Annotated in this window: 16 protein-coding genes; 7 read left to right on the forward strand and 9 right to left on the reverse strand. The window is 60.0% G+C overall.

Annotated elements, in window-relative coordinates; translation table 11 throughout:
• Nucleotides 1–106 precede the first annotated feature (106 nt).
• Together QP970_RS07960 and betA are read right to left on the reverse strand one after the other, a co-directional pair.
• Nucleotides 107–790 (reverse strand): LysE family translocator, encoded by a 684-nt coding sequence (locus tag QP970_RS07960; RefSeq protein WP_239269663.1) that lies wholly within the window; start codon nucleotides 788–790, stop codon nucleotides 107–109.
• Nucleotides 791–818: 28 nt separating this feature from the next.
• A complete protein-coding gene (betA, locus tag QP970_RS07965) occupies nucleotides 819–2,591 on the reverse strand; it encodes a choline dehydrogenase (protein ID WP_239269664.1) in 1,773 nt (590 codons plus the stop codon).
• A 333-nt stretch (nucleotides 2,592–2,924) separates the two neighbouring features.
• Here betA and betT point away from each other — a divergent pair, with 333 nt between their 5' ends.
• The 3 genes from betT to QP970_RS07980 all read left to right on the forward strand — a co-directional run bounded on the left by betT (nucleotide 2,925) and on the right by QP970_RS07980 (nucleotide 8,308).
• Complete coding sequence (betT, locus tag QP970_RS07970; protein ID WP_239275737.1) at nucleotides 2,925–5,165, forward strand: choline BCCT transporter BetT; 2,241 nt, start codon at nucleotides 2,925–2,927, stop codon at nucleotides 5,163–5,165.
• Between the two features lie 45 nt (nucleotides 5,166–5,210).
• Entirely contained in the window at nucleotides 5,211–6,788 is a 1,578-nt protein-coding gene (locus QP970_RS07975; protein WP_284869845.1) for an aldehyde dehydrogenase family protein, read from the forward strand.
• 167 nt (nucleotides 6,789–6,955) lie between these two features.
• Nucleotides 6,956–8,308 (forward strand): hypothetical protein, encoded by a 1,353-nt coding sequence (locus QP970_RS07980; protein ID WP_284772149.1) that lies wholly within the window; start codon nucleotides 6,956–6,958, stop codon nucleotides 8,306–8,308.
• Nucleotides 8,309–8,752: 444 nt separating this feature from the next.
• Here QP970_RS07980 and QP970_RS07985 read toward each other — a convergent pair whose 3' ends face one another.
• The 3 genes from QP970_RS07985 to QP970_RS07995 are packed head-to-tail and all read right to left on the reverse strand — an operon-like array spanning nucleotide 8,753 to nucleotide 10,778.
• Nucleotides 8,753–9,472: an SDR family oxidoreductase gene (locus QP970_RS07985; RefSeq protein ID WP_237792272.1), complete on the reverse strand. Its 720-nt coding sequence runs from the start codon at nucleotides 9,470–9,472 to the stop codon at nucleotides 8,753–8,755.
• A 34-nt stretch (nucleotides 9,473–9,506) separates the two neighbouring features.
• Complete coding sequence (locus tag QP970_RS07990; protein ID WP_284772148.1) at nucleotides 9,507–10,049, reverse strand: NADPH-dependent FMN reductase; 543 nt, start codon at nucleotides 10,047–10,049, stop codon at nucleotides 9,507–9,509.
• Between the two features lie 39 nt (nucleotides 10,050–10,088).
• The gene (locus tag QP970_RS07995) at nucleotides 10,089–10,778 is read right to left on the reverse strand and encodes an alpha-ketoglutarate-dependent dioxygenase AlkB family protein (RefSeq protein ID WP_239269669.1); all 690 of its coding nucleotides are present in this window, start codon (nucleotides 10,776–10,778) and stop codon (nucleotides 10,089–10,091) included.
• 45 nt (nucleotides 10,779–10,823) lie between these two features.
• Between QP970_RS07995 and QP970_RS08000 the strand changes: the two genes are divergently transcribed.
• Both QP970_RS08000 and QP970_RS08005 read left to right on the forward strand, forming a co-directional pair.
• Complete coding sequence (locus QP970_RS08000; protein ID WP_239269670.1) at nucleotides 10,824–11,489, forward strand: sugar O-acetyltransferase; 666 nt, start codon at nucleotides 10,824–10,826, stop codon at nucleotides 11,487–11,489.
• Complete coding sequence (locus tag QP970_RS08005) at nucleotides 11,490–13,760, forward strand: ATP-dependent RNA helicase (protein WP_239269671.1); 2,271 nt, start codon at nucleotides 11,490–11,492, stop codon at nucleotides 13,758–13,760.
• A 1-nt stretch (nucleotide 13,761) separates the two neighbouring features.
• Here QP970_RS08005 and QP970_RS08010 read toward each other — a convergent pair whose 3' ends face one another.
• Complete coding sequence (locus QP970_RS08010) at nucleotides 13,762–14,532, reverse strand: TSUP family transporter (RefSeq protein ID WP_239269672.1); 771 nt, start codon at nucleotides 14,530–14,532, stop codon at nucleotides 13,762–13,764.
• Nucleotides 14,533–14,590: 58 nt separating this feature from the next.
• On the opposite strand from QP970_RS08010, the gene QP970_RS08015 reads away from it, so the two are divergent.
• Nucleotides 14,591–15,697, forward strand: coding sequence for an AbrB family transcriptional regulator (locus QP970_RS08015; protein ID WP_239269673.1), 1,107 nt, complete (start codon nucleotides 14,591–14,593; stop codon nucleotides 15,695–15,697).
• Nucleotides 15,698–15,706: 9 nt separating this feature from the next.
• Here QP970_RS08015 and QP970_RS08020 read toward each other — a convergent pair whose 3' ends face one another.
• The gene (locus tag QP970_RS08020; RefSeq protein WP_239269674.1) at nucleotides 15,707–17,377 is read right to left on the reverse strand and encodes a DUF885 domain-containing protein; all 1,671 of its coding nucleotides are present in this window, start codon (nucleotides 17,375–17,377) and stop codon (nucleotides 15,707–15,709) included.
• 71 nt (nucleotides 17,378–17,448) lie between these two features.
• Nucleotides 17,449–18,018: an LOG family protein gene (locus QP970_RS08025; protein WP_239269675.1), complete on the reverse strand. Its 570-nt coding sequence runs from the start codon at nucleotides 18,016–18,018 to the stop codon at nucleotides 17,449–17,451.
• Nucleotides 18,019–18,126: 108 nt separating this feature from the next.
• Between QP970_RS08025 and QP970_RS08030 the strand changes: the two genes are divergently transcribed.
• The gene (locus QP970_RS08030; protein WP_239269676.1) at nucleotides 18,127–19,260 is read left to right on the forward strand and encodes an ROK family transcriptional regulator; all 1,134 of its coding nucleotides are present in this window, start codon (nucleotides 18,127–18,129) and stop codon (nucleotides 19,258–19,260) included.
• Here the strand turns inward: QP970_RS08030 and QP970_RS08035 are convergent.
• Nucleotides 19,243–19,839, reverse strand: a complete 597-nt coding sequence (locus tag QP970_RS08035; protein WP_239269677.1) for an HAD-IA family hydrolase — start codon at nucleotides 19,837–19,839, stop codon at nucleotides 19,243–19,245. The genes QP970_RS08030 and QP970_RS08035 overlap by 18 nt on opposite strands.
• Between the last annotated feature and the right edge of the window lie 6 nt (nucleotides 19,840–19,845).

A 19,845-nucleotide genomic window follows, 5' to 3' on the forward strand; every position in this document is an offset into this window, starting at 1 on the left:
CAGGGTCACAAGGGCACCTATAGCCACCTAACACCTCCACATTCGTATGCATTTTTACTAACGCATTCAACTGTAGGAAGTGTCTCACCTGCAGCGAAACAGGTAACTACTGTGATTTCAGCAGCGCGGTGGCACCCTCCCCGGCCATCACCACACCGAGCAGGCCAAAGACGAGGCCTGAGACCATATCGATGCCGGCGGAATACCGCGCCGTCCACCGCGCGGCCGCGCGCACGAGCAGCGCAAAGGCGGAAAACCACACAAAGGACATGGCCGCGAGGATTAACGCCACCGCGATAGTCCACCCCACGGACATATCCGGGCGGATGAATTGGGCGAATACCGCACCGAAAAACACCAATGCCTTGGGGTTCGACAGGTTAGTCACCAGCCCCAGCTTGAAGGCCCGCCAGTTGGTCATGTCTTCGACGTCGGCATCGCCAGCCGCCCGTGCCTGGTCCGCATAGTCTTCCGTGTCCACCTCGTGAGCGGGCGCGCGCCGCGCGGCTAACCCGCTGCGCAGGGACGATACACCCATGTACAGCAAGAAAAGCCCACCGAGCAATTGCAAGATGCTCAGCACGCCCGGCCGCGCCGTAATTAGCGCCGATAAACCGGCCAGGGAGGCGACAATCCAAAAGACCGTCCCGCTAAATACCCCCACCGCGCACAATAGCCCGGCGCATGTGGATCGTGGGGCCACGCGAATGACCTGCACGATATCCGGGCCCGGAGACACCAAAGCCGCGAGCCAAATTCCCATCAAGGTAAGAAGAGAGGAAATGGTCACGGCTTTGTCTCCTTAATGTAAGCGGGCGTTAGTAAGCACCCTTCGGTGCCTCTTTGTGGTCACGGATTGCCTCGCCTTCGGCGTAGAGCGGCATATCCTCGTGTGCCTTGTACCACGGAGTGTAGTTGGGCTCGAGCGGCGTGCGGCCGGCAATGAGGTCAGCAGCCTTCTCGCCCACCATCATAGTCGGGGAGTAGATATTGCCGTTGGGAACCGAGGGGAATACGGAAGCATCGGCAATATACAGGCCATCGATGCCCCATACTCCCATGGTTTCTGGGTTCACCACGGCCATGGGATCGGACTCATCGCCCATCTTGGCGGTGCAGGATGGGTGCAGTGCGGTTTCGCCGTCATTGCGGACCCACTCCAAGATTTCCTCATCGCTCTGGACCTCTGGGCCCGGGCTGAACTCGCGGGCGCCAACTTCCTCCATTGCCTTGGTATCCAGCAAGGAGCGGGCGACGCGGACGGCTTCTACCCATTCGCGGCGGTCCTGCTCAGTGCGCAGGTAGTTAAAGAGGATGGAGGGCTTTTGCCGGATATCGGAGCTCTTGATGTGCACGTGGCCCTTGGTATCGGAGAACATCGGGCCGACGTGCCACTGGAAGCCGTGCTTAACGTCGGCCTTTTGGCCGTCATAGCGCACCGCCATGGGCAGGAAGTGGAACATCAAGTTCGGGTAGGCCTCATCCTCGTTGGAGCGCACGAAACCGCCGCCCTCAAAGTGCGAGGTGGCCACTGGACCCTTCTTCGTCAGCAGCCACTGCAGGCCCATGAACGGCCAGCGCCACTTATCCAGGTAGGGCTGGGAGGAAGCGGTGGACTTGGTGGTCTCGTACTGGATGTAGACCTCGAGGTGGTCCTGCAGGTTCTCACCCACGCCGGGCAGGTGCTTGACGACGTCGATGCCGTGCTTTTCCAAGATCTCGCGGTCACCCACGCCAGAGACCTCAAGCAGCTGCGGGGTATTGATGGCACCGGCAGACAAGACGATCTTTTCTGCGAAGACGCGGTGGGTGCCACCCTGCCACTCGTATTCCACGCCCACTGCCTTGGTGCCTTCAAAGAGGATCTTGGTGGTAAATGCGCGGGTCCGCACCTCGAGGTTGTCGCGGTCCTGGTTAGGGTACAGGTAGGCGCGGGCAGCGGACCAGCGCTTGCCGTGCTTGATATTGCGATCGAAGGGGGCAAAACCTTCTTGGCGGTAACCGTTGACGTCATTGGTCAGGTTATAGCCAGCCTCTTGTACCGACTTAAATAGCGCCTGGAACAGCGGCGAGGTAGCAGGACCGCGGGACAGGTAGAGCGGGCCATCGTGGCCGCGGCGCGGATCATCGTCTTCTGCGGCAGCGGTGGTTTCCATGCGGTTGAAATACGGCAAGCAGTGGGCAAAATCCCAGTTATCCATGCCCGGGTTCTGGCCCCACTTTTCGTAGTCCATGGGGTTGCCGCGCTGGTAGATCATGCCGTTGATGGAAGAGGAACCGCCAAGCACCTTGCCGCGCGCATGGTAGATGCGGCGACCATTCATCTCCGGTTCCGGATCGGATTCATACATCCAGTCATAGTTCTTTGCCCCGATGGGGAAAGAGAAACCGGAAGGCATGTGGATGAATAGGTCCCACAGGGAATCCGGGCGGCCGGCCTCAAGAACGAGCACGCGGGTGTCTTTATCCTCGGTCAGGCGAGCGGCGATGACGGAGCCGGCAGAGCCACCGCCGACGACGACCACATCGCTGACCTCATCCGTCGCCCTCTTTGTCGAGCGCTTCTTAGTCAACTTGTCCACAATACCCATAAATCCCCTTCCTTCTGTGAGCCATCTCACGCGTAGTTCTCGCCGTATTTCGGGCGGATCCATTGTATCCTGCGCAAAAAATCTATACTTTTCCGCTTTCATTTATGCGCAATAGCGCCCCCAGAATACACATCTGGTGGACGTTTTCCCAGATTAATGTATATTTACGGTGTTCGGGTATGCATCTGAGTAGATGAAATCCGGGGTCTTTACGCATAGATTGCTCGCATATGATTTATGCCACCAACCTATCTCTTACCCCTCTTTTCGGGGAATTGCGGGGCAGTCTTGCGAAAGATTCGACACTTAATCGATCAAGACTAGGAGAAGTAGATGGCAAACCGTGGTCCGCACGACCATGAAGAGTCCCACACAGGGGATTCCGACACCTCTCTCGCTCACTCCACTGGGGAAACTCACCCAACTGGGGACAAGGGCCATAAACCGCGCAACCAAGTCCGCGCCATCGTCGGCAGCTACAAGGCCGAAACCGGCGACGATGTCGGCGCAGACGAGGTGGCCGCGCCCAAGCCCAATTGGCCGGTCTTTATCATTTCCGGTGTCCTGATTATCGCCATGGCCCTGTATGCGGGCTTTGGCAAAGAATCCGCGGCGAATACCCTCGCCAGCGTCACCGGATGGATCGGCACGAACCTGGGATGGTTCTACGTCCTGACCGCCACCATCGCCGTGGTCTTCGTCCTCTACATCGCCTTTTCCAATACCGGCAGCATCCGCATGGGCCCGGACCACTCCCGGCCCAAATTCAATACCTTCTCGTGGGTATCCATGCTCTTTGCCGCCGGCATCGGCGTGGACCTCATGTTCTTCGCCGTGGCCGAGCCGGTCACGATGTACATGGACCCGCCGGTGGGCGATGGCGAAACCATGGAGGCCGCAAAAGAAGCCGTGGTCTATGCCATGTTCCACTACGGCCTTACCGGCTGGGCGCTCTATGCGCTAATGGGCATGGCCTTTGGTTACTTCGCCTACCGCCTGAATATGCCGTTGGCTATCCGCTCGGCGCTGTACCCGCTCATCGGCAAGCGCGTGCATGGGCCCATTGGTTCGGCGGTGGACATTGCCGCCATGCTGGGCACCGTCTTTGGCGTTACCGCATCCCTGGGCATCGGCGTGGTGCAGCTGTCCTACGGGTTCCACCTCATCTTCGGCATCGAGCAAGGACTGGGGCTGCAATCAGGGCTCATCATTATCGCGGTCGCCATTGCGACGTTGTCTGCCGTATCCGGTGTGGATAAAGGCATTCGCTTCCTCTCCGAGCTCAATGTCTACCTGGCCATCGCGCTGATGATCTACGTCGTGGTCTTTGGCAAGACCGCCTACCTTTTCGACGCCATCGTCACCAATATCGGTGACTACGTCTCCAAGTTCCCCTCCTGGACGCTGGAGACCTTCGCCTTTGCTGAGGACCAAGCCAGCGTGGATACCTGGATGCAGTCCTGGACCCTCTTCTTCTGGGCCTGGTGGATTGCCTGGGCAACCTTCGTCGGCCTATTCCTGGCCCGCATTTCCCGCGGCCGCACGCTGCGCCAGTTCATCCTGGGCACGCTGACCTTCCCCTTCCTGTTCATCTTGATGTGGATGTCCTTCTTTGGCAATACCGCCCTGGACATGGTGCGCTCCGGTGACTATCCGGAATTTGCAGAAAACGCCATCAACGTTCCGGAGCAGGGTTTCTACGACATGCTCCAGGAATTCCCTGGCTCCGCCATCGTCATCTTCCTGACCACCTTCATCGGCCTGCTGCTGTATATCACCTCGGCCGACTCCGGTGCGCTGGTCATGTCGAACTTCACTTCCCGCATCACGGATAACCGGCAAGATGGCGCCCGGTGGCTGCGCATTTTCTGGTCCATCACCGTCGGCGCGCTCACCTTGGCGTTGCTACAGCTCGATGGCATTGCCACCGTGCAGTCTGCAACCGTGGTCATGGGCCTACCCTTCGCGTTCGTGGTCTACCTCATCATGTTCTCGCTCTGGAAGTCGCTGCGCCTGGAAATCCTCCAGCGTGAGGCCCGGAAAACCGCGTTGCACGGCGCCATCAGCAGCCGCACCGAGCGCGAGCCGAGCGATTCCAACCTGTGGAAGAACCGCCTGGACCGCGCCAATTCCTTCCCCACCAAACAGGACATGGATGACTACCTGCGGGGAACCGCCACCTACGCCCTCGAGCAGGTGGCCACGCAAATGCGCACCCGCGGCTATGACGCCATCTTGCTCACCAGTGAGCTTCCCGATGCCGAATTGCCCCAGCTCGATCTCGAAGTCCGGCTGCACAACGAGCGCCAATTCCGCTACCAGCTCTTCCCTGTTTCCGCGGAGCGCCCGGACTTCTGCGAGGGCGACGGCGAGTACTACCGCCTTGAGGTCTACGACATGACCGGTTCGCTGGGCTATGACGTCTACGGCTACTCCGAAAACCAGATCATCAATAACGTGCTGGACCTGTACGAGCGCCACCTGGCATTCCTCTACATGCAGCAAAGCCAGCCGGGCGATTCCGATGTCTCCGATGGCGCCGAGCCGGAACGCACCTGGCGCGAAGATAGTTAAACTGGCGGGCGATACCGCCGCAATTAGAGAAAGGTTGCTTGCACTTTGAGCACCCAGAACACCTTGTTCGATCCCACGACCACCGAATTGCTCCAGGGCGTGCACTCCGGTGATGCCCCGAAGTCGCTCTTCATCAACGGCCAGTGGGAGGCCGCCCAGGATGGCGAGACCCGCACCATTGTCTGCCCTGCCGATGGCTCTACCGTCGGCGTCGTCTCCGAGGCATCCGAGGCAGATACCCTGCGTGCCATCCAGGTTGCACGTGAAACATTCGATAAGGGCGAGTGGGCCGCAACGCCGTCCGCCGAGCGCGGCAAGATTGTCATCCGCCTGGCGGATTTCATCCGGGAACACAAGGAACTTTTTGCCCAAGCCGAATCCGCGGATACCGGCAAGCGCTACGAGGAATCCCTGGGCGATATGGACGATATTGCCAATGCTTTCGAGTACTTCGGCACCTTGGCCCAGCACCAAGCCGGCCGCGTGGTCGACCCGCAAGATCCCAACCTGCGCTCGCGCATCGACGCCGAGCCGGTGGGCGTCTGCGGCCTGATTACCCCGTGGAACTACCCGCTGCTGCAGGTGTCCTGGAAGGTGGGCCCAGCCCTTGCTGCCGGCAATACCTTCGTGCTCAAGCAGGCGGAGCTGACTCCGCACACCGCCATGCTGCTCATGGCGGCGCTGAAGGAATGCGGCCTGCCGGATGGCGTGGGCAACCTCATCACCGGCGCCGGCGCCAACTGCGGCAATCCGCTCTCCCAGCACCCCGACGTGGACATGGTCTCCTTCACCGGCGGCCTTATCACCGGCAAGCTGATTGCAAAGAACGCGGCAGAGACCGTCAAGCGCACCGCGCTGGAGCTCGGCGGCAAGAACCCGAACGTCATCTTCGCCGATGCCAACTTCGACGTCGCCGTGGATAACGCGCTCAACGGCGCCTTCTTCCACTCCGGCCAGGTCTGCTCCGCTGGCTCGCGCATCGTAGTGGAAGAGTCCCTGCACGATAAATTCGTTGCCGCACTGGTCGAGCGCGCCGAGAAGATCAAGATCGGTGGCCCCACCGATGAGAAGGCCGAGACCGGCCCGCTCATTTCGGCCGATCACCGCGAGAAGGTAGCAGCCTACGTGGACAAGGCCCGCGAACAAGGCGCCAAGATCCTCACCGGCGGCCGCGCCGCCACCAGCGAGGACACCAACGGCCAGCACGGCACCGGCACCACGGATCTGGGCCAGGGCGTGTACTACCTGCCCACGATTATCGATGGCGCTACCCGCGAGATGGACTGCGTCCACGACGAGGCCTTCGGTCCGACCGTGACCATCGAGACCTTCACCACTGAGGAGGAGGCCATCGAGATCGCAAACGATACCGAGTATGGCCTGGCCGGCGCGGTGTGCACCTCCGATGCCGGCCGCGCCGAGCGCGTTGCCCGCGCCCTGCGCCACGGCACCATTTGGATCAATGATTTCCACCCGTACCTGCCGCAGGCGGAATGGGGCGGCTACAAGCAGTCCGGTAATGGCCGCGAGCTGGGCCCCACCGGCCTTGCCGAATACCAAGAGCACAAGCACGTGTACCAGAACCTGGCCCCTGCCGCATGGGATCAGTTCGGTCTGCAATAAGGCGCAAAAAATTATAAAGCCTAAGGCCCCTCGCTCATTGATGAGCCTGCGGGGCCTTAAAAACTATTCATTAACCCATTTTGCTGCTGTGTAATTCATCTCGATCACCGCGTTGGCAACTATAATCATGGCCTGTACTTGGCCAAATCTATTTTTTAGGATCTCTAATGAAAGATCTCAGCACCCTCGAATTAGAAATAGAGAACCCCAAAACACGAGCACTCCTCTCCGAAGTTATTAATTGCTATCATGCAGGCGCCCACCGTGCCTCACTAGTTTCGCTGTGGATCACAGTTGCCGTAGACCTTATCCATAAACTTCGATATCTGGCAGATACTGGCGATAATGAAGTGCGCAAGCACTTGGAAGGCTATGACACTGCTATTAGAGATAAAAACGTCACCCGAGCTCAAGAGTTCGAAAGGACACTCCTCAAGAAGTGCGAAGAAGAATTTAATCTTCTAACCCACCGGGAAAGAGAGGAACTCCAAAGGCTTAAGACAGATCGAGATTTGTGCGCTCATCCTGGCTTCATCGAGAATGATAAACTGTTTGAACCCGACGGAGAACTAGTACGCTCTCATATTATCGCCGCACATCGTGCAACATTCTCTCATCCACCGATAGCGGGTAAGGCTCAACTCGAACTATTCAAAAAAGAAATCTTAAGCGACGGTTGGCCCGACGATGAAGACTACTTTGTTGACCGTTTCTACCGGCATTCCACAAAATCGACACAACTGAATCTTTGCAAGCTCTTGATCAAGTGGAGCTTAAAATCCACTGCGGAGCTACCAGAGAAAGATCCGAGGGTAGGTTCACGGGCACGGTCATCAGCTTGTAGCCTGAGCACTGCAGCACCCGGTGATTTCGAAAGAGCTCTTAACAGCGTTCTTGCTAACTGGGAGAAAAGCGGAAAGCTAGATGACGCCACTCTTATTCGTGCTGTCGGGGCATACGGCTCACAGCAGACTTTTTGGGATACTATCCCCGGAACCGCCGAAAAACGTCTATCAACGGTAATCTCCGCAGCTAAAGACTCCGATCTCTTTTCAAAAGGTTACTTAGCTGGCGACCCTCCGCTCAAACAGAAATTTAGGGACCGCAGATCTCAACTAATCGACAATCTGGAAGCAAAGCAACTAGCTACATTACATAATTTAACTTCCGATCGTGAATCTTTAATTCAACGGGCTTTAGTGCTGGTCAGGGAATCTTGCAGTTTTCGTGATGCCGAGGCGAATCTTCGCGCTTTGGAACTTTTTGCTAAAGATTTAAAAAAGGATCATATAGAGACACTATTTCAGGCAATAAAGAACAATAAATACGATCAGGTTCGTCTAGCGGCGAGAACCGAAACAATTCTTATCAGCATCATTAAACAACAAGAAAATATAGATGCGTCACTGGATAATTGGAAGTCAATTGTCAACTGGCTTAGCGAACGTGGCTCAGAAGATTCAAATGATGACTACTTGTACTTAGATCTGTCAAAAGCCCTCAAGGATTTGAGTCACTAGTGACCGAGCATAACAGGCAGAGTAGTTTTGAAGTGAAACTCATCTAAACTCAGAAAACTTCACAAGCTTAATCATCCAAGCTTGGTTCCATGTACTAAGTAAAATTTGAGGCTTCGTAATTTATTTGAAAATCGCGAGCGCTTAATCCGTTTTCGCGATGTTCATCCTCGCATGTCACTCCAAGTCGACGGAACACATCAGCTAAGTAATTTTCGTTGTTCAAATCCTATTTGACTGCTTCTCGTGCAAGTTTGCACTGCTACTTAAACGCTCCAAACCTTTGGTGAACTTTCAAGAAAATTTTCAAAACTCTATAAATATTTGTCGCACAATATCGAGAACTCAGGTTCCTTTTCTCTCTTCTTCTAACTTACTTGTCGTTACAAAGGGATCGTCATTTACACTCCGGAGTATCAAAGGTTCGATGCTCGAAAGCAAGGCAGCCTAGCTTTGCGTGCGCGGCTTGATGGTCATCGTATCCACGTTGACGTGGGCCGGTTGGGCAGCAACCCAGCGGATGGCCTCGGCAATATCCTCTGCCACGAGGTTGAGCTGGCCGTCATACACCTTGGCCGCGCGTTTCTCATCGCCCTTGAAGCGCACCAAGGAAAAGTCCGTGGCCACGCGGCCAGGATCGATCTCGGTAACGCGCACATCGTGGTTTTCTAGGCGCAGCGCGCGAGAAATCACGCGCACGCCGTGCTTCGCGGTGTTATAGCCTGAACCGCCTTCGTACACCGTCCAGCCGGCAATGGAACCGACATTAATAATCAGCCCGGAAAGATCCGGCACCCGCTCTAACTTGGGCATGAGCGCCTGAATCATGCGCACGGTGCCGAGCACGTTGGTCTCGTACATCCACTGCCAGTCCTCAATGGAGGTATCGACAAGCGGCTCCAAGCCCTTGGCACCGCCGGCGTTATTGACCAAAAGATCTACGCGGTCGAGGTGGGAGACGAACTTGGAAACAGAAACATCGGAGGTAACGTCCAGCTCATAGGCCTCGCCACCGATTTCATTGGCAAGCTGCTGCAGGCGGTCTGTGCGGCGAGCTCCCACCACGACGTGCCAACCGTCCTTGGCCAAAGAGCGCGCGGTGGCCTCCCCAATACCAGAGGAGGCACCGGTTACTACTGCTACTTTCTTTTCAGTCATGCACCCCATGCTACGCAGCGCGCAGCACGGTGCAGGGCTTTTTCTACTGGAGTGCGTCCTCGAGCTCAGAAAGCAGGGAATTTGCGCGCTCGTAGGAGTCATCGCTGGGGCGGAATTCGCCGTCGTTCCAATCGGTAAAGATATTAAAGTCCAGCTGGTTGCGCAGCTGTGGCATGGAGAAGTTAGCCACGACATTGCGCCATGCCTCGACCGCGCGCACGCCGCCGACGGAACCATAGCCCACGAAGGCCACCGGCTTGCCCGCCCATTCCGCGCCGAGCGAGTCGTAAGCATTCTTGAACGCACCGGGCACGGAGTGGTTGTACTCCGGGGTCACGAAGACGAAGCCATCGCAGGCATCGACGGCCTTGGACCATTCCTGCACGTTGGCGTCATCGTACTGCTTATTCGCCGCACCCGGAACAACCTCGCTGGTGAGGATGGGGATATTGAACTTCTTGAGCTCCAACAGCTGGTACTCCACGCCATTCTCACGGCCTTGGGCGAGGTCGTTGACCCACTCGCCTACTGCCTGGCCTGCCGCCTTATCGCGGGTGGAACCGATGATGATGCCAATTCGGGACATAAGAAAAACCTCTTTTCTTCAACCTTTATGTAACCCGCCCTAGCCTACCGCGCTCGCCGAAACTTGTCTGATGGTGATATTGATTCTGCCTTCTTGCAGCCCGCATCCCTCCGGCAGCGTGCCATCATTTACCCGCACCACCCCGTGGTAGGCAAAGCGCTTCGGCCCGCCAAAGACCACCAAATCACCCGAGCACAGGGTCACATCGTCCCAGGGCTTGGTGCGATTTTCGGTATGGCCTATGCGGAAGAGGGCCTCATCCCCAATCGAAAGCGAAATCACGGGCGCGGGCGATTCCTCAGAGTCATCTACGTGCATGCCCATCGCCGAGCCGGGCGGATAATAATTCACCAGCGCCATCTCCGGCACGAAGTTATCCACCCATGGTTCCAGCTCCGGGGCAATCTGGGCCGCCTGTCGCAGCGCCGCCGGGGCCAATTCCCGCAGGCTATCCGGTACCGGCGGCACCCGCGTGCCTTCCATATTGTCCACGTACCGGTAGCTGGGATAATGCCAATACCGGCCAAGATGCAGCTGAAATACGCTCATCTGCCCACCCGATTTCAGCCGCGGCTGCACCATCGCCATCGGCGTATGCGCATACGCGCGAGCGATCTCCCGTGTCTCTTCTACCAGGGCCTTTTGCTTGCCGATGCCCACCCATCCCGGCACGTGCCCCACGCCCGGCGCGACGTACGCATTCGGCCGCGGCAGCGAATCAAAAAGCATGCCTCCACCCTAACCGCTAATCGGTTAGGCCACGCGCCCTCTACAATGGCCACCATGGATGAACAGAAGCTGCACGACCTGCAACGCTACGGCACTTGGGAGCGAATGACCGGTGGGCAGTGGCATCTGCCGGGCATGGGGGACATCGATAAGGAGCACCAGCGCACCTTTGGGTTGATTGGGCAGTTCAACGATCTGCACAACACCGATAAGGAGCAGGCGCAGGCAATCTTGCGGGAGATCTTGCCGGAGGAATCACACGTGCCGGGGGCGCACGCGCCGCTGAATATGGAATACGGTTGCAATATCGTCTGTGGGGAAGGCGTCTTCATCAACTTTGGCAGCAGCATATTGGCCCAGGCCAAGGTCACATTCGGGGACCGCGTGCTGATTGGGCCCAATTGCTCGTTTATTACGGTGGGCCACCCCGTTAACGATCACGCGATGCGCGAGGGCGGGTGGGAAATCGCCCACCCCATCACCGTGGGGCGCAATACGTGGTTTGGGGCCAATGCCACCGTCATGCCGGGGGTTACCATTGGTGAAAACTGCGTTATTGGTGCCGGCACGCTGGTGACCAAGGATATCCCGGATAATTCGCTGGTCCTGGGCACGCCCGGCCGCGTGGTGCGCACGCTGGACGGCGATGAGGATTCGTGGGAGCGCAAGGATTTGGACGGCCCCGTGGAAGGTTTTGGGGCCGCCAACTAAATGTTCGATCTCGCCAGCATCGGCGCGGGGCTGCCCGTAGCCGAGACCATCGATTCGCTGCCTCGCACCGGAAACGTCGTCATTCAGGCACCGCCCGGCACGGGTAAAACCACGCTCGTGCCACCAGCACTAGCCAATCATTCCGCAGGGCGCGGCAAGGTCATCGTCACCGCCCCGCGCCGCGTGGCCGTGCGCGCGGCCGCCCAGCGCTTGAGCACCCTCAGCGGCACCCCGGAGAAGGTCGGTTTCGCCATCCGCGGCGAATCCCGCACGGGAAGCGAGGTCGAATTCGTCACCCCGGGCGTGCTGCTGCGCCGCCTGCTAAAGGATCCGGAGCTCGAGGGCGTGGCCGCCGTAGCCATCGATGAGGTCCACGAGCGCCAGCTGGATACGGATCTGGTGCTCGGCATGTGCCTAGAACTGGCCGAGCTGCGCGAGGACTTCCGCGTCATCGCCATGTCCGCCACGGTAGACGCACAGCGCTTTTCCCAGCTCATGGGCGCGCCCGTCCACACCACCGAGGCGGTGACCTATCCCCTGGATATCCAGTACGCGCCGCAGCCGGGGCGCGCGGCGGGATCGCGGGAGTTTTACGGGGGCATCGCCAAGCAAGCGGCCCGCCAACACGAATCCACGCTGGTCTTCGTGCCCGGCGTGCGCGAGGTCAACCTGGTGTGCGAGGAGCTGCAGGGCCATAATGTTTTCCCGCTGCACGGCAAGCAGACCACCGCGGAGCAGGATGCCGCGCTTTATACCGATGAGCAGCGCATTGTGGTGGCGACATCCATCGCAGAGTCTTCGCTGACGGTGCCTGGCGTGCGCGTGGTGGTAGATGCGGGGCTGGCCCGCGTTCCCCGGCGCGATGCGCAGCGCGGTATGTCCGGTTTGGTAACGGTCTCCACGTCGAAGTCGAGCGCGGACCAGCGCGCGGGCCGTGCCGGGCGTGAGGCGCCAGGTACGGTCATTCGTTGCTATTCCCAGGACGATTACCAACACTTTTCCCCGCACACCACTCCGGAGATCCTGTCCGCGGATCTCACGCAGGCTGCGCTGTTTTTGGATTGTTGGGGCGCGGGCCCGGATTTCCCGCTGCTCGATCCGCCGCCCGCCCAGGCCCTTGCGGCCGCGCGCGCCACCCTCGAGCGCATTGGCGCGACGCAGGAGCTCGCCCTCCTGCCCACCGATCCCCGCCTCGGCGCGGCCCTTATCCGGCACGGCAGCCAGGCGGCGCCCACCATCGCCGCGCTTGCCGATGCCCCCACCAATACCACCGATCTCACCCGCCGCCCCGCACCGCAGAAGGAAGTCAAGCGCCTGTCCCGCCTGGTGGAGGATCTCGGCCCCGCAGACCCCGGCGAGGTCGTCGCCACCGCCTATCCCGAGCAGGTGGCCAAGCGCGTGGGTGAAGACTATCTGCTGGCCAGCGGCACTCGCGCCCGGCTGCTGGATAACTCCGGGCTGGCAGGCTCGCCGTGGCTCGCCATCGCGGAGGTCACCCTCTCCAATGCCGGAAACCCCATCATCCGCACCGCCGCGCGCATCGCAGAATCCGCCGCGCTGGATGCCATCGGCGTGACCGAAGAAACTCGCGCCTTCCTGCGTGGGGGCCGCGTGCGCGGGGTCAAGGTCCGGGCGGCCGGGGCGATTGTGTTGTCCGAAACCCCGGTCAAGGTCACTGGCGATGCCGCTGCGCAAGCCCTAGCCGCCGGCATCCGCGAAGAGGGCCTGGGCTTATTTACCTTCAGCGAGAAGGCCCAGAGCTTAAAAGATAGGCTCCGCCACCTGCACGCGCACTACGGCGATCCGTGGCCGGATGTCGATACCGCCGATCCCGCCGAGTGGCTCGGGCCCGAGCTGCACCAGATTGCCGCGGGAACCCCCACCGCCAAGATAGACATGTACCCCGCCCTGCAGCGCCTGCTCCCCTGGCCCGAAGCCACCCGCTTAGACGAGCTCGCACCTCAGCGCCTCCCAGTGCCCTCCGGCCGCGATGCCAAAATCGACTGGTCGGGCGAGCGCCCCGTGGTCCACATCAAGTTGCAGGAGTGCTTCGGCCTGGCCGAATCTCCGGAGTACTGCGGCAACCGCGTGCAATTTCACTTGCTCTCCCCCGCCGGCCGCCCGCTGGCGGTCACCGATGATCTTGCTAGCTTCTGGTCCGGCCCCTACGCCGGGGTGCGCGCCGATATGCGCGGACGCTACCCCAAGCACCCGTGGCCCGAGGATCCGTGGAATGCCATCGCCACCGCGCGGACCAAGAACCGGATGTAGCCTAACCCCACTGCTGCCAGGATAAATAGCAGCTCATGACCACTACCAAGGTAAGCAGGGCATAGCGGATAAACTTCGTCCCGCCGCTGAGCACCGTCCGCGCGCCCACCTGGGCGCCGAGGATATTGGCGGCGGCCAACGCGATACCAAGGGTCCACCACACGTGGCCGCCAAGGATAAAGGTCACCAGCGCGCCAAGGTTCGTGGCGGTATTGACCACCTTGGCCATCGCCGCGGATTTTAAGAAGTTCTGGGAGAAGATAAAGGTAAAGGCCATGATCAGGAACATGCCGGTTCCCGGGCCAAAGATGCCGTCATAAAAGGAGATGGCCGCGACCGCCACAAGCCCCGCCCAGGTGCGCCATCCGCCGCGGATGCCGGGTGACTCGGTGGTGCCGAAGCTCGGCTTAAAGGTCACGAAGACGCCCACCACCACTAACAGCACGATAATGAGCGGGCGCATGATGTCGCTATTTAGATTCGCCGCCACACTCGCGCCCAGCCCGGCGCACACGAGGGCGATGAGGGCGTAGCGAACGAGCTCTCCTGCCGGCGGGCCCACCCTGCGCGCCAAGGTCACGGCCGCCGATGCCGTGCCCGATACCGCCGCGAGCTTGTTGGTGGCCAGCGCCGTTGCCGGTGCCAGCCCCGGCACGACGGCAAGCAATAGCGGAATAAGCACGAGGCCTCCCCCGCCAATGACCGCGTCGATCCAGCCTGCCCCCGCCGCTCCCATAAGGAGCACCGCCCACTGCGCCACGTCGATATCCATGAGGAGATCATAAACCCCGCGGCGGGGAGGTCTAGACTCGATCGAGGACGAGCAGAAGATGGGAGAATACGTGGCTAAACGGCACTGGGGAATAAGCGTAGACACCCACACCATCCTGCGGTGGGGCATCGTCGTCCCCGTCTCCATCCTCTTGGGCTGGCTTTTTAGCATGTGGCACGTGCCGGCCGCGTGGATTTTGGCCGCGATCATCGCCTCTGGAGCCATGGCCCTTATCACCGGCGAAGACCTCAAGGTCAACCGCAAATTTTATGGTCTATCGCGCGGATTCATCGGCATCATGGCCGCGCTGCCGCTAACGGTGGTCTCCTTTGGCCAATTGGTGGGATACCTGCCGGCGGCCATAACCATGTCCTTTGTCACCATCGCGCTGGGCATCTTCTGCGGCGTCATGCTGCACCGCCAGCAGCCACGGGACGTCTCCTCCGAAACCGGCATCCTGTCCATGCTCCCCGGGGGTGCCTCGCTCATGCCCGCGCTTGCCGATGAACTCGGTGCCGACTACCGCTACGTCGCGCTCACCCAATACCTGCGGTTATTGATCGTTTCCGTATCCCTTCCCGCCGTCGTGACCTTCCTCGATACGCCTGCAGGAAGGGGCGGTGACTTAAGGCTGGAGGCGGAAACCACCTGGTGGATCATCGCACTAGTGCTCGTTATCGCGCTGGTCGGCGAAAGCCTTGGCAAATTCCTGCACCTGCCCGCCGCTGCGGTCCTCGGCCCGCTGATCTTGACGGTGCTGGCCTCGTTCTTCCTGCCGGAGGGCCATACGTTAGAGCCGATCTATGCCTTTAAGGTCATCGCCTTTTTATCCATCGGTTGGGTCTGCGGCGGCGGGCTGTCTCTCCCATCGCTCAAGGCCTTTGCTAAGCAGCTTCCCGCGACGATTCTTTTTATCGCCGCGGTCCTCGGCCTGTGTGCGGCCACGGCGTGGCCGCTGATGCACTGGCTCAATATCAGCTACTTCGAGGCCTACCTAGCTACTAGCCCCGGCGCGCTAGAGACCGTGCTCGCGCTCTCCGCGGAAGGCGGGGCTGGCCCCGTGGTTATCGCGGTGCAGCTTACCCGCCTCATCGCGGTGCTGGTCATTGCGGGGTACCTGCCGCAGCTCATTAGGGCCGTCGGCAAGTTTGCTAAAAGGCGCTAGCCGGCGCGTTTAGTTATTTAGCACGGCCTCGCGCAGCACCGACATGGGCACCGAGCCAAGAGCCAAGGCCTCGGAGTGGAATTCGCGGGCGCTCATGTCCTGCTCCTCGGCGGCGGCGCGGGTTTCTTGCCACAGGCGCTGGCCCAAGGCATAGGACGGGGCCTGGCCCGGCCAACCCAGGTAGCGGTTGACCTCAAAGTTGAGGTTCGCATCATCCATGGCGGTGTTTTCGCGCATGTAGGTCTTCACGTGGGCCTTATCCCACGCGCCGGATACGGTGCAGTCCGGTAGCTTCTTGCCCAGGTGCAATCCGATGTCCACCACGACGCGGGCCGCGCGCAGGCGCTGGGCATCGAGCAGCCCCATCCGCACGCCAGGATCGTCCATGTAACCCAGCTCGGCCATGAGCTGCTCGGCGTATAGGGCCCAGCCCTCGCCGTGGCCGGAGTTCCAGGTCACCGCGCGGCGCCACAGGTTCAGATCCTCTTGTACCAGGGCAGAACCCAGCTGCAGGTGGTGGCCCGGTACGCCCTCATGGTGCACGGTGGTCAGCTCCTGCCAGGTGTGGAAGGTGTCTTGGCCCTCCGGCACGGACCACCACATGCGGCCCGGGCGCGAGAAGTCATCGCTCGGCGGGGTGTAGAAGATGCCACCGGTACCCGCTGGGTCGATGCGGCACTCGATCTCTTCGACTTCTTCCGGAATGTCGAATTCCTTGCCGTTGAGCTCGGCGATGACCGCATCGGCCTTGCTCTGTATCCACTCCACCAAGGCATCAGTACCGCGCAGGGTATAGCGCTCCTCGTGGTTCAGCTTGCGCATGGCAGAGCGCACCGAGCACTCCGGGCCATAAAGCTCGTGCGCGATCTTTTCCTGTTCCCCGCGCAGGTAGCGCACCTGGTCAAGGCCCCATTCATAGGCCTCGTCCAAGTCCACGGAATCGCCAACGAAAAGCTTGGAAAAGCGCTCGTAGCGCTCGCGGCCCACCGCGTCCTTATTAGAGGACTGCGGCTGCAGATCATTAGACAGCCAATCCGAGAACTCGCCAAAGGCCTCCTTGGCATTCTTCACCTCGGCGGAGTCGGGGGCGAGGCCGAGGCCCTCGAGCATGGAATCGGCATCGGCAAGCCGCTCGCACTGCACAATGACCTCAGAGATCTGGCGGTGCGGTGCCACCATGCCGTGGGAGGCCGCTTCCTTCAGGGACTCGCGGTAGCCATCGAGGGAGCCCTTGACCTTGGACAGACGGGAGCGAATGGCCTCGCGGTCCTCCTGGGTCTCCTGCGGCATAAGCAGCAGGGAATCCCGGATGGTCTGCACGGGCGAGGCAATATTATTAAGGCTGCGAATATCCTCGCCGTGGTGGTGCAAATCCAGATCTAAGCAGAGACGATCCCGCAAGACGGCGGCGGTGACATAATCCACGTCATCAAAGTCATCCTCATCATCGGATTCATCGGTGGTGTCATCCAAGGCATCCAGATCCGCAACCATATCGCGGGTGCGATCAGCGACAGCCTCAAAATAATCGGGGGAAAAATCCTGCAATTCGCCTTCAAAACCGTCAATGCCCCACGCGGTTGCATCTGTTGGGGATAGTTCGGCTAGGTCGTGAACGAAGTTATCGCACGAAGCGTCCAGTAGAGAGGGCTGGCGCTTAGCGGTCTGCTCAGAACTCATAAGAGGGAAGTCTAACCCTTTATCTTGTTGATAGGCCACCCAGCCCCACCCAAATGTTGCAAACTTGTTAGCTAATCGTTGTTCCACTTCGTGCCTGGGTAGTGCCACTGGGCAAAACCATCCAGCACGGCCGCGGGATTTTCCTCTATGAACAGCGCTTTTACAAAGCGGGGCAGGATGAAGCCCGCCTCGGCCATGGCGGCATACATGTCATAAAAGGGCTGCCAAAAGCCCTCCACGTCAACCAAGCCAACGGGCCCGCGAATGCTGCCCAGCTGTTGTTGGGTCAGTACCTCTGTTACTTCCTCCAACGTGCCCACGCCGCCGGGCAAACAGATAAAGGCGTCCGCCAGCTGCTCCATCCGGGTTTTCCGCTCGGCCATAGAATCCACTACCTCGAGGCGGGTCAAACCTGGATGGGAAATCTCTAAATCCACCAAGGATTGCGGCATGACGCCAGTGACGGTGCCGCCAGCCTGCAGGCAGGAATTGGCCACCTCGCGCATGAGGCCGATATTTCCGCCGCCATAGACCAAGTTCAGCCCGCGACGGGCAAGCTCGCCGCCCAAGTGTTGTGCCGCTGCGCTATAGGCGGGCGAATTGCCCACGGCAGAGCCGCAATAAACCGCTACTGATCTCATGCGCCCCAGCATAGGGAATTTTTGGCCTACCTCCACCTTTAGACCATTCGGTACATACACCTATGAATAGATTAGACAAAGCAGTCTGTGACACATATACTTTCTTTCATGATCAAACCTGGCCCCGTGTTCACCCGCCCCCGTACACCGGCTGCTAAGTGCCTTCACCTGGTGCGCCTGAACCCGATCATTACCCGTAGTGAGCTGGTAGAAGCCACCGGACTCTCCCAGCCCACCATTACCCGCGCTACCACCGCGCTCCTCAACGCAGGACTCATCCAAGAGCGCACCGACCTCACCCAATCCCAGGGCCGAGGCCGCCCTACGGTCCCCCTCGAGGCCGCGGATAATAACTGGGTGCTCGGCGGCATCGCCGTCGGCACCTCCGAGACCTATATCGGCCTCTATGACATCAAGGGCCGCACCATTTCGGAGGAAGAGATTGCCACTCCTGTCGCCCGCCTGACGGAGGAAGACTTTCTTGAACACATCATGGCCGGCATCAACCGCATGATGACGGGCCTGGATCGCCGCCTCGTGGCCTTGGGGATTACCACCTCGGGCACTGTGGACGAAGAGGGCCTGGTCACGGCGGATAATCTGGGATGGCACGGCGTGGATATCGCGGAGCGCTTGCGCTTCCAATTTAGCGTTCCCGTGGTGGTTACCTCCGCCATTTCCGCCATTTTGGGCTCGGAGACGCAGGCCGCCGAGATTGGTACGAACGAGCGCGTGCTCCTGCTCTTCGCGGATGATTCTTTAGGATCGGCGCTATCCGCCGATGACGAGGTAAATTCCATCATCCCACTGCCACAAACCCGCTCTGACCTACTGGGGCACGGCGCTTCCGAACACCTCTTGGCCACCCAGTCCATCCTGGAGGCCGTGCGCCGGCACGGCATCGAGGTCAACACCCTGCCCGAGGTCGCGACCATCGCCGAATCCAATTCAGCCGTGCGCGCCATTTTGGATGAGCGCGCCCGCCAGCTGGGCCAGATTACGGCGGAGATGGTCCGCGAATACTCGCCGAAAACCGTGGTCATTGCCGGCGGGGCCTTTACCGGCGATTCCCGCGCGCCCCAGCTTTTTGCCTCCACCGTCCGCGATTCCACCTCGGATGAACTGGAACTGCGCATGATCCCAAGCCACAAAGAAATCGTGCGCGCCGTCGCCCGTACCGTGGCTACCGATCAGCTATTGCGCGAACCATTGGAGCTGGGCCGCTCACTCCAGACCGCGTAAAACCTCGCGCGCGGAGTCGATCCCGGTAAACAGGTGGGCTTGCAACCCGCAATAAGTGGCGCCCTCGATGTAGTCGATGCGGTCATCGAAAAAATGCGTGTCCTTGGGCTGCGCCGCTAGCGCGTCTACCGCCACTCGGTAGGCCTCTGGGTGCGGCTTGGCCACCCCGATATCGCAGCTCAACGTTACCGCCGCGCACTCTGCCAACCACGGGTGCTGCGCGCGCACCTGTTTCGCCAAGGTCGTGGGGATATTGGATAAAATCCCCACGCTAAAGCCCTCCCCGATGAGCCCTCTGACCAGCGCTACCACCTCTGGGTCCGCCTCAAGCAGGTACTGGTTCTCGCAGGCCACGGCCCCAGCGCAGTCAATGGGCCCCATTCCCGCGCGGGCGGCTATCTCATTCCAGTAGTGACTATCACTAAAAATTCCGGCATCGTAATCCGGCCGGAAATAGTTATAGGCCTCCCAGAAGGCCTCCGGGTTCGCAGGCTCGAGGAAGCGCTCTAGTTCAGCGTGCGCTTCCGGCGTGGCGGGGCGCAGCAGCACGCCGTATAGATCAAACAGCAACTTCGGCATAATGCG

The sequence above is a fragment of the Corynebacterium sp. MSK073 genome (genome assembly GCF_030232085.1).
In the GTDB taxonomy this organism is placed as follows: domain Bacteria; phylum Actinomycetota; class Actinomycetes; order Mycobacteriales; family Mycobacteriaceae; genus Corynebacterium.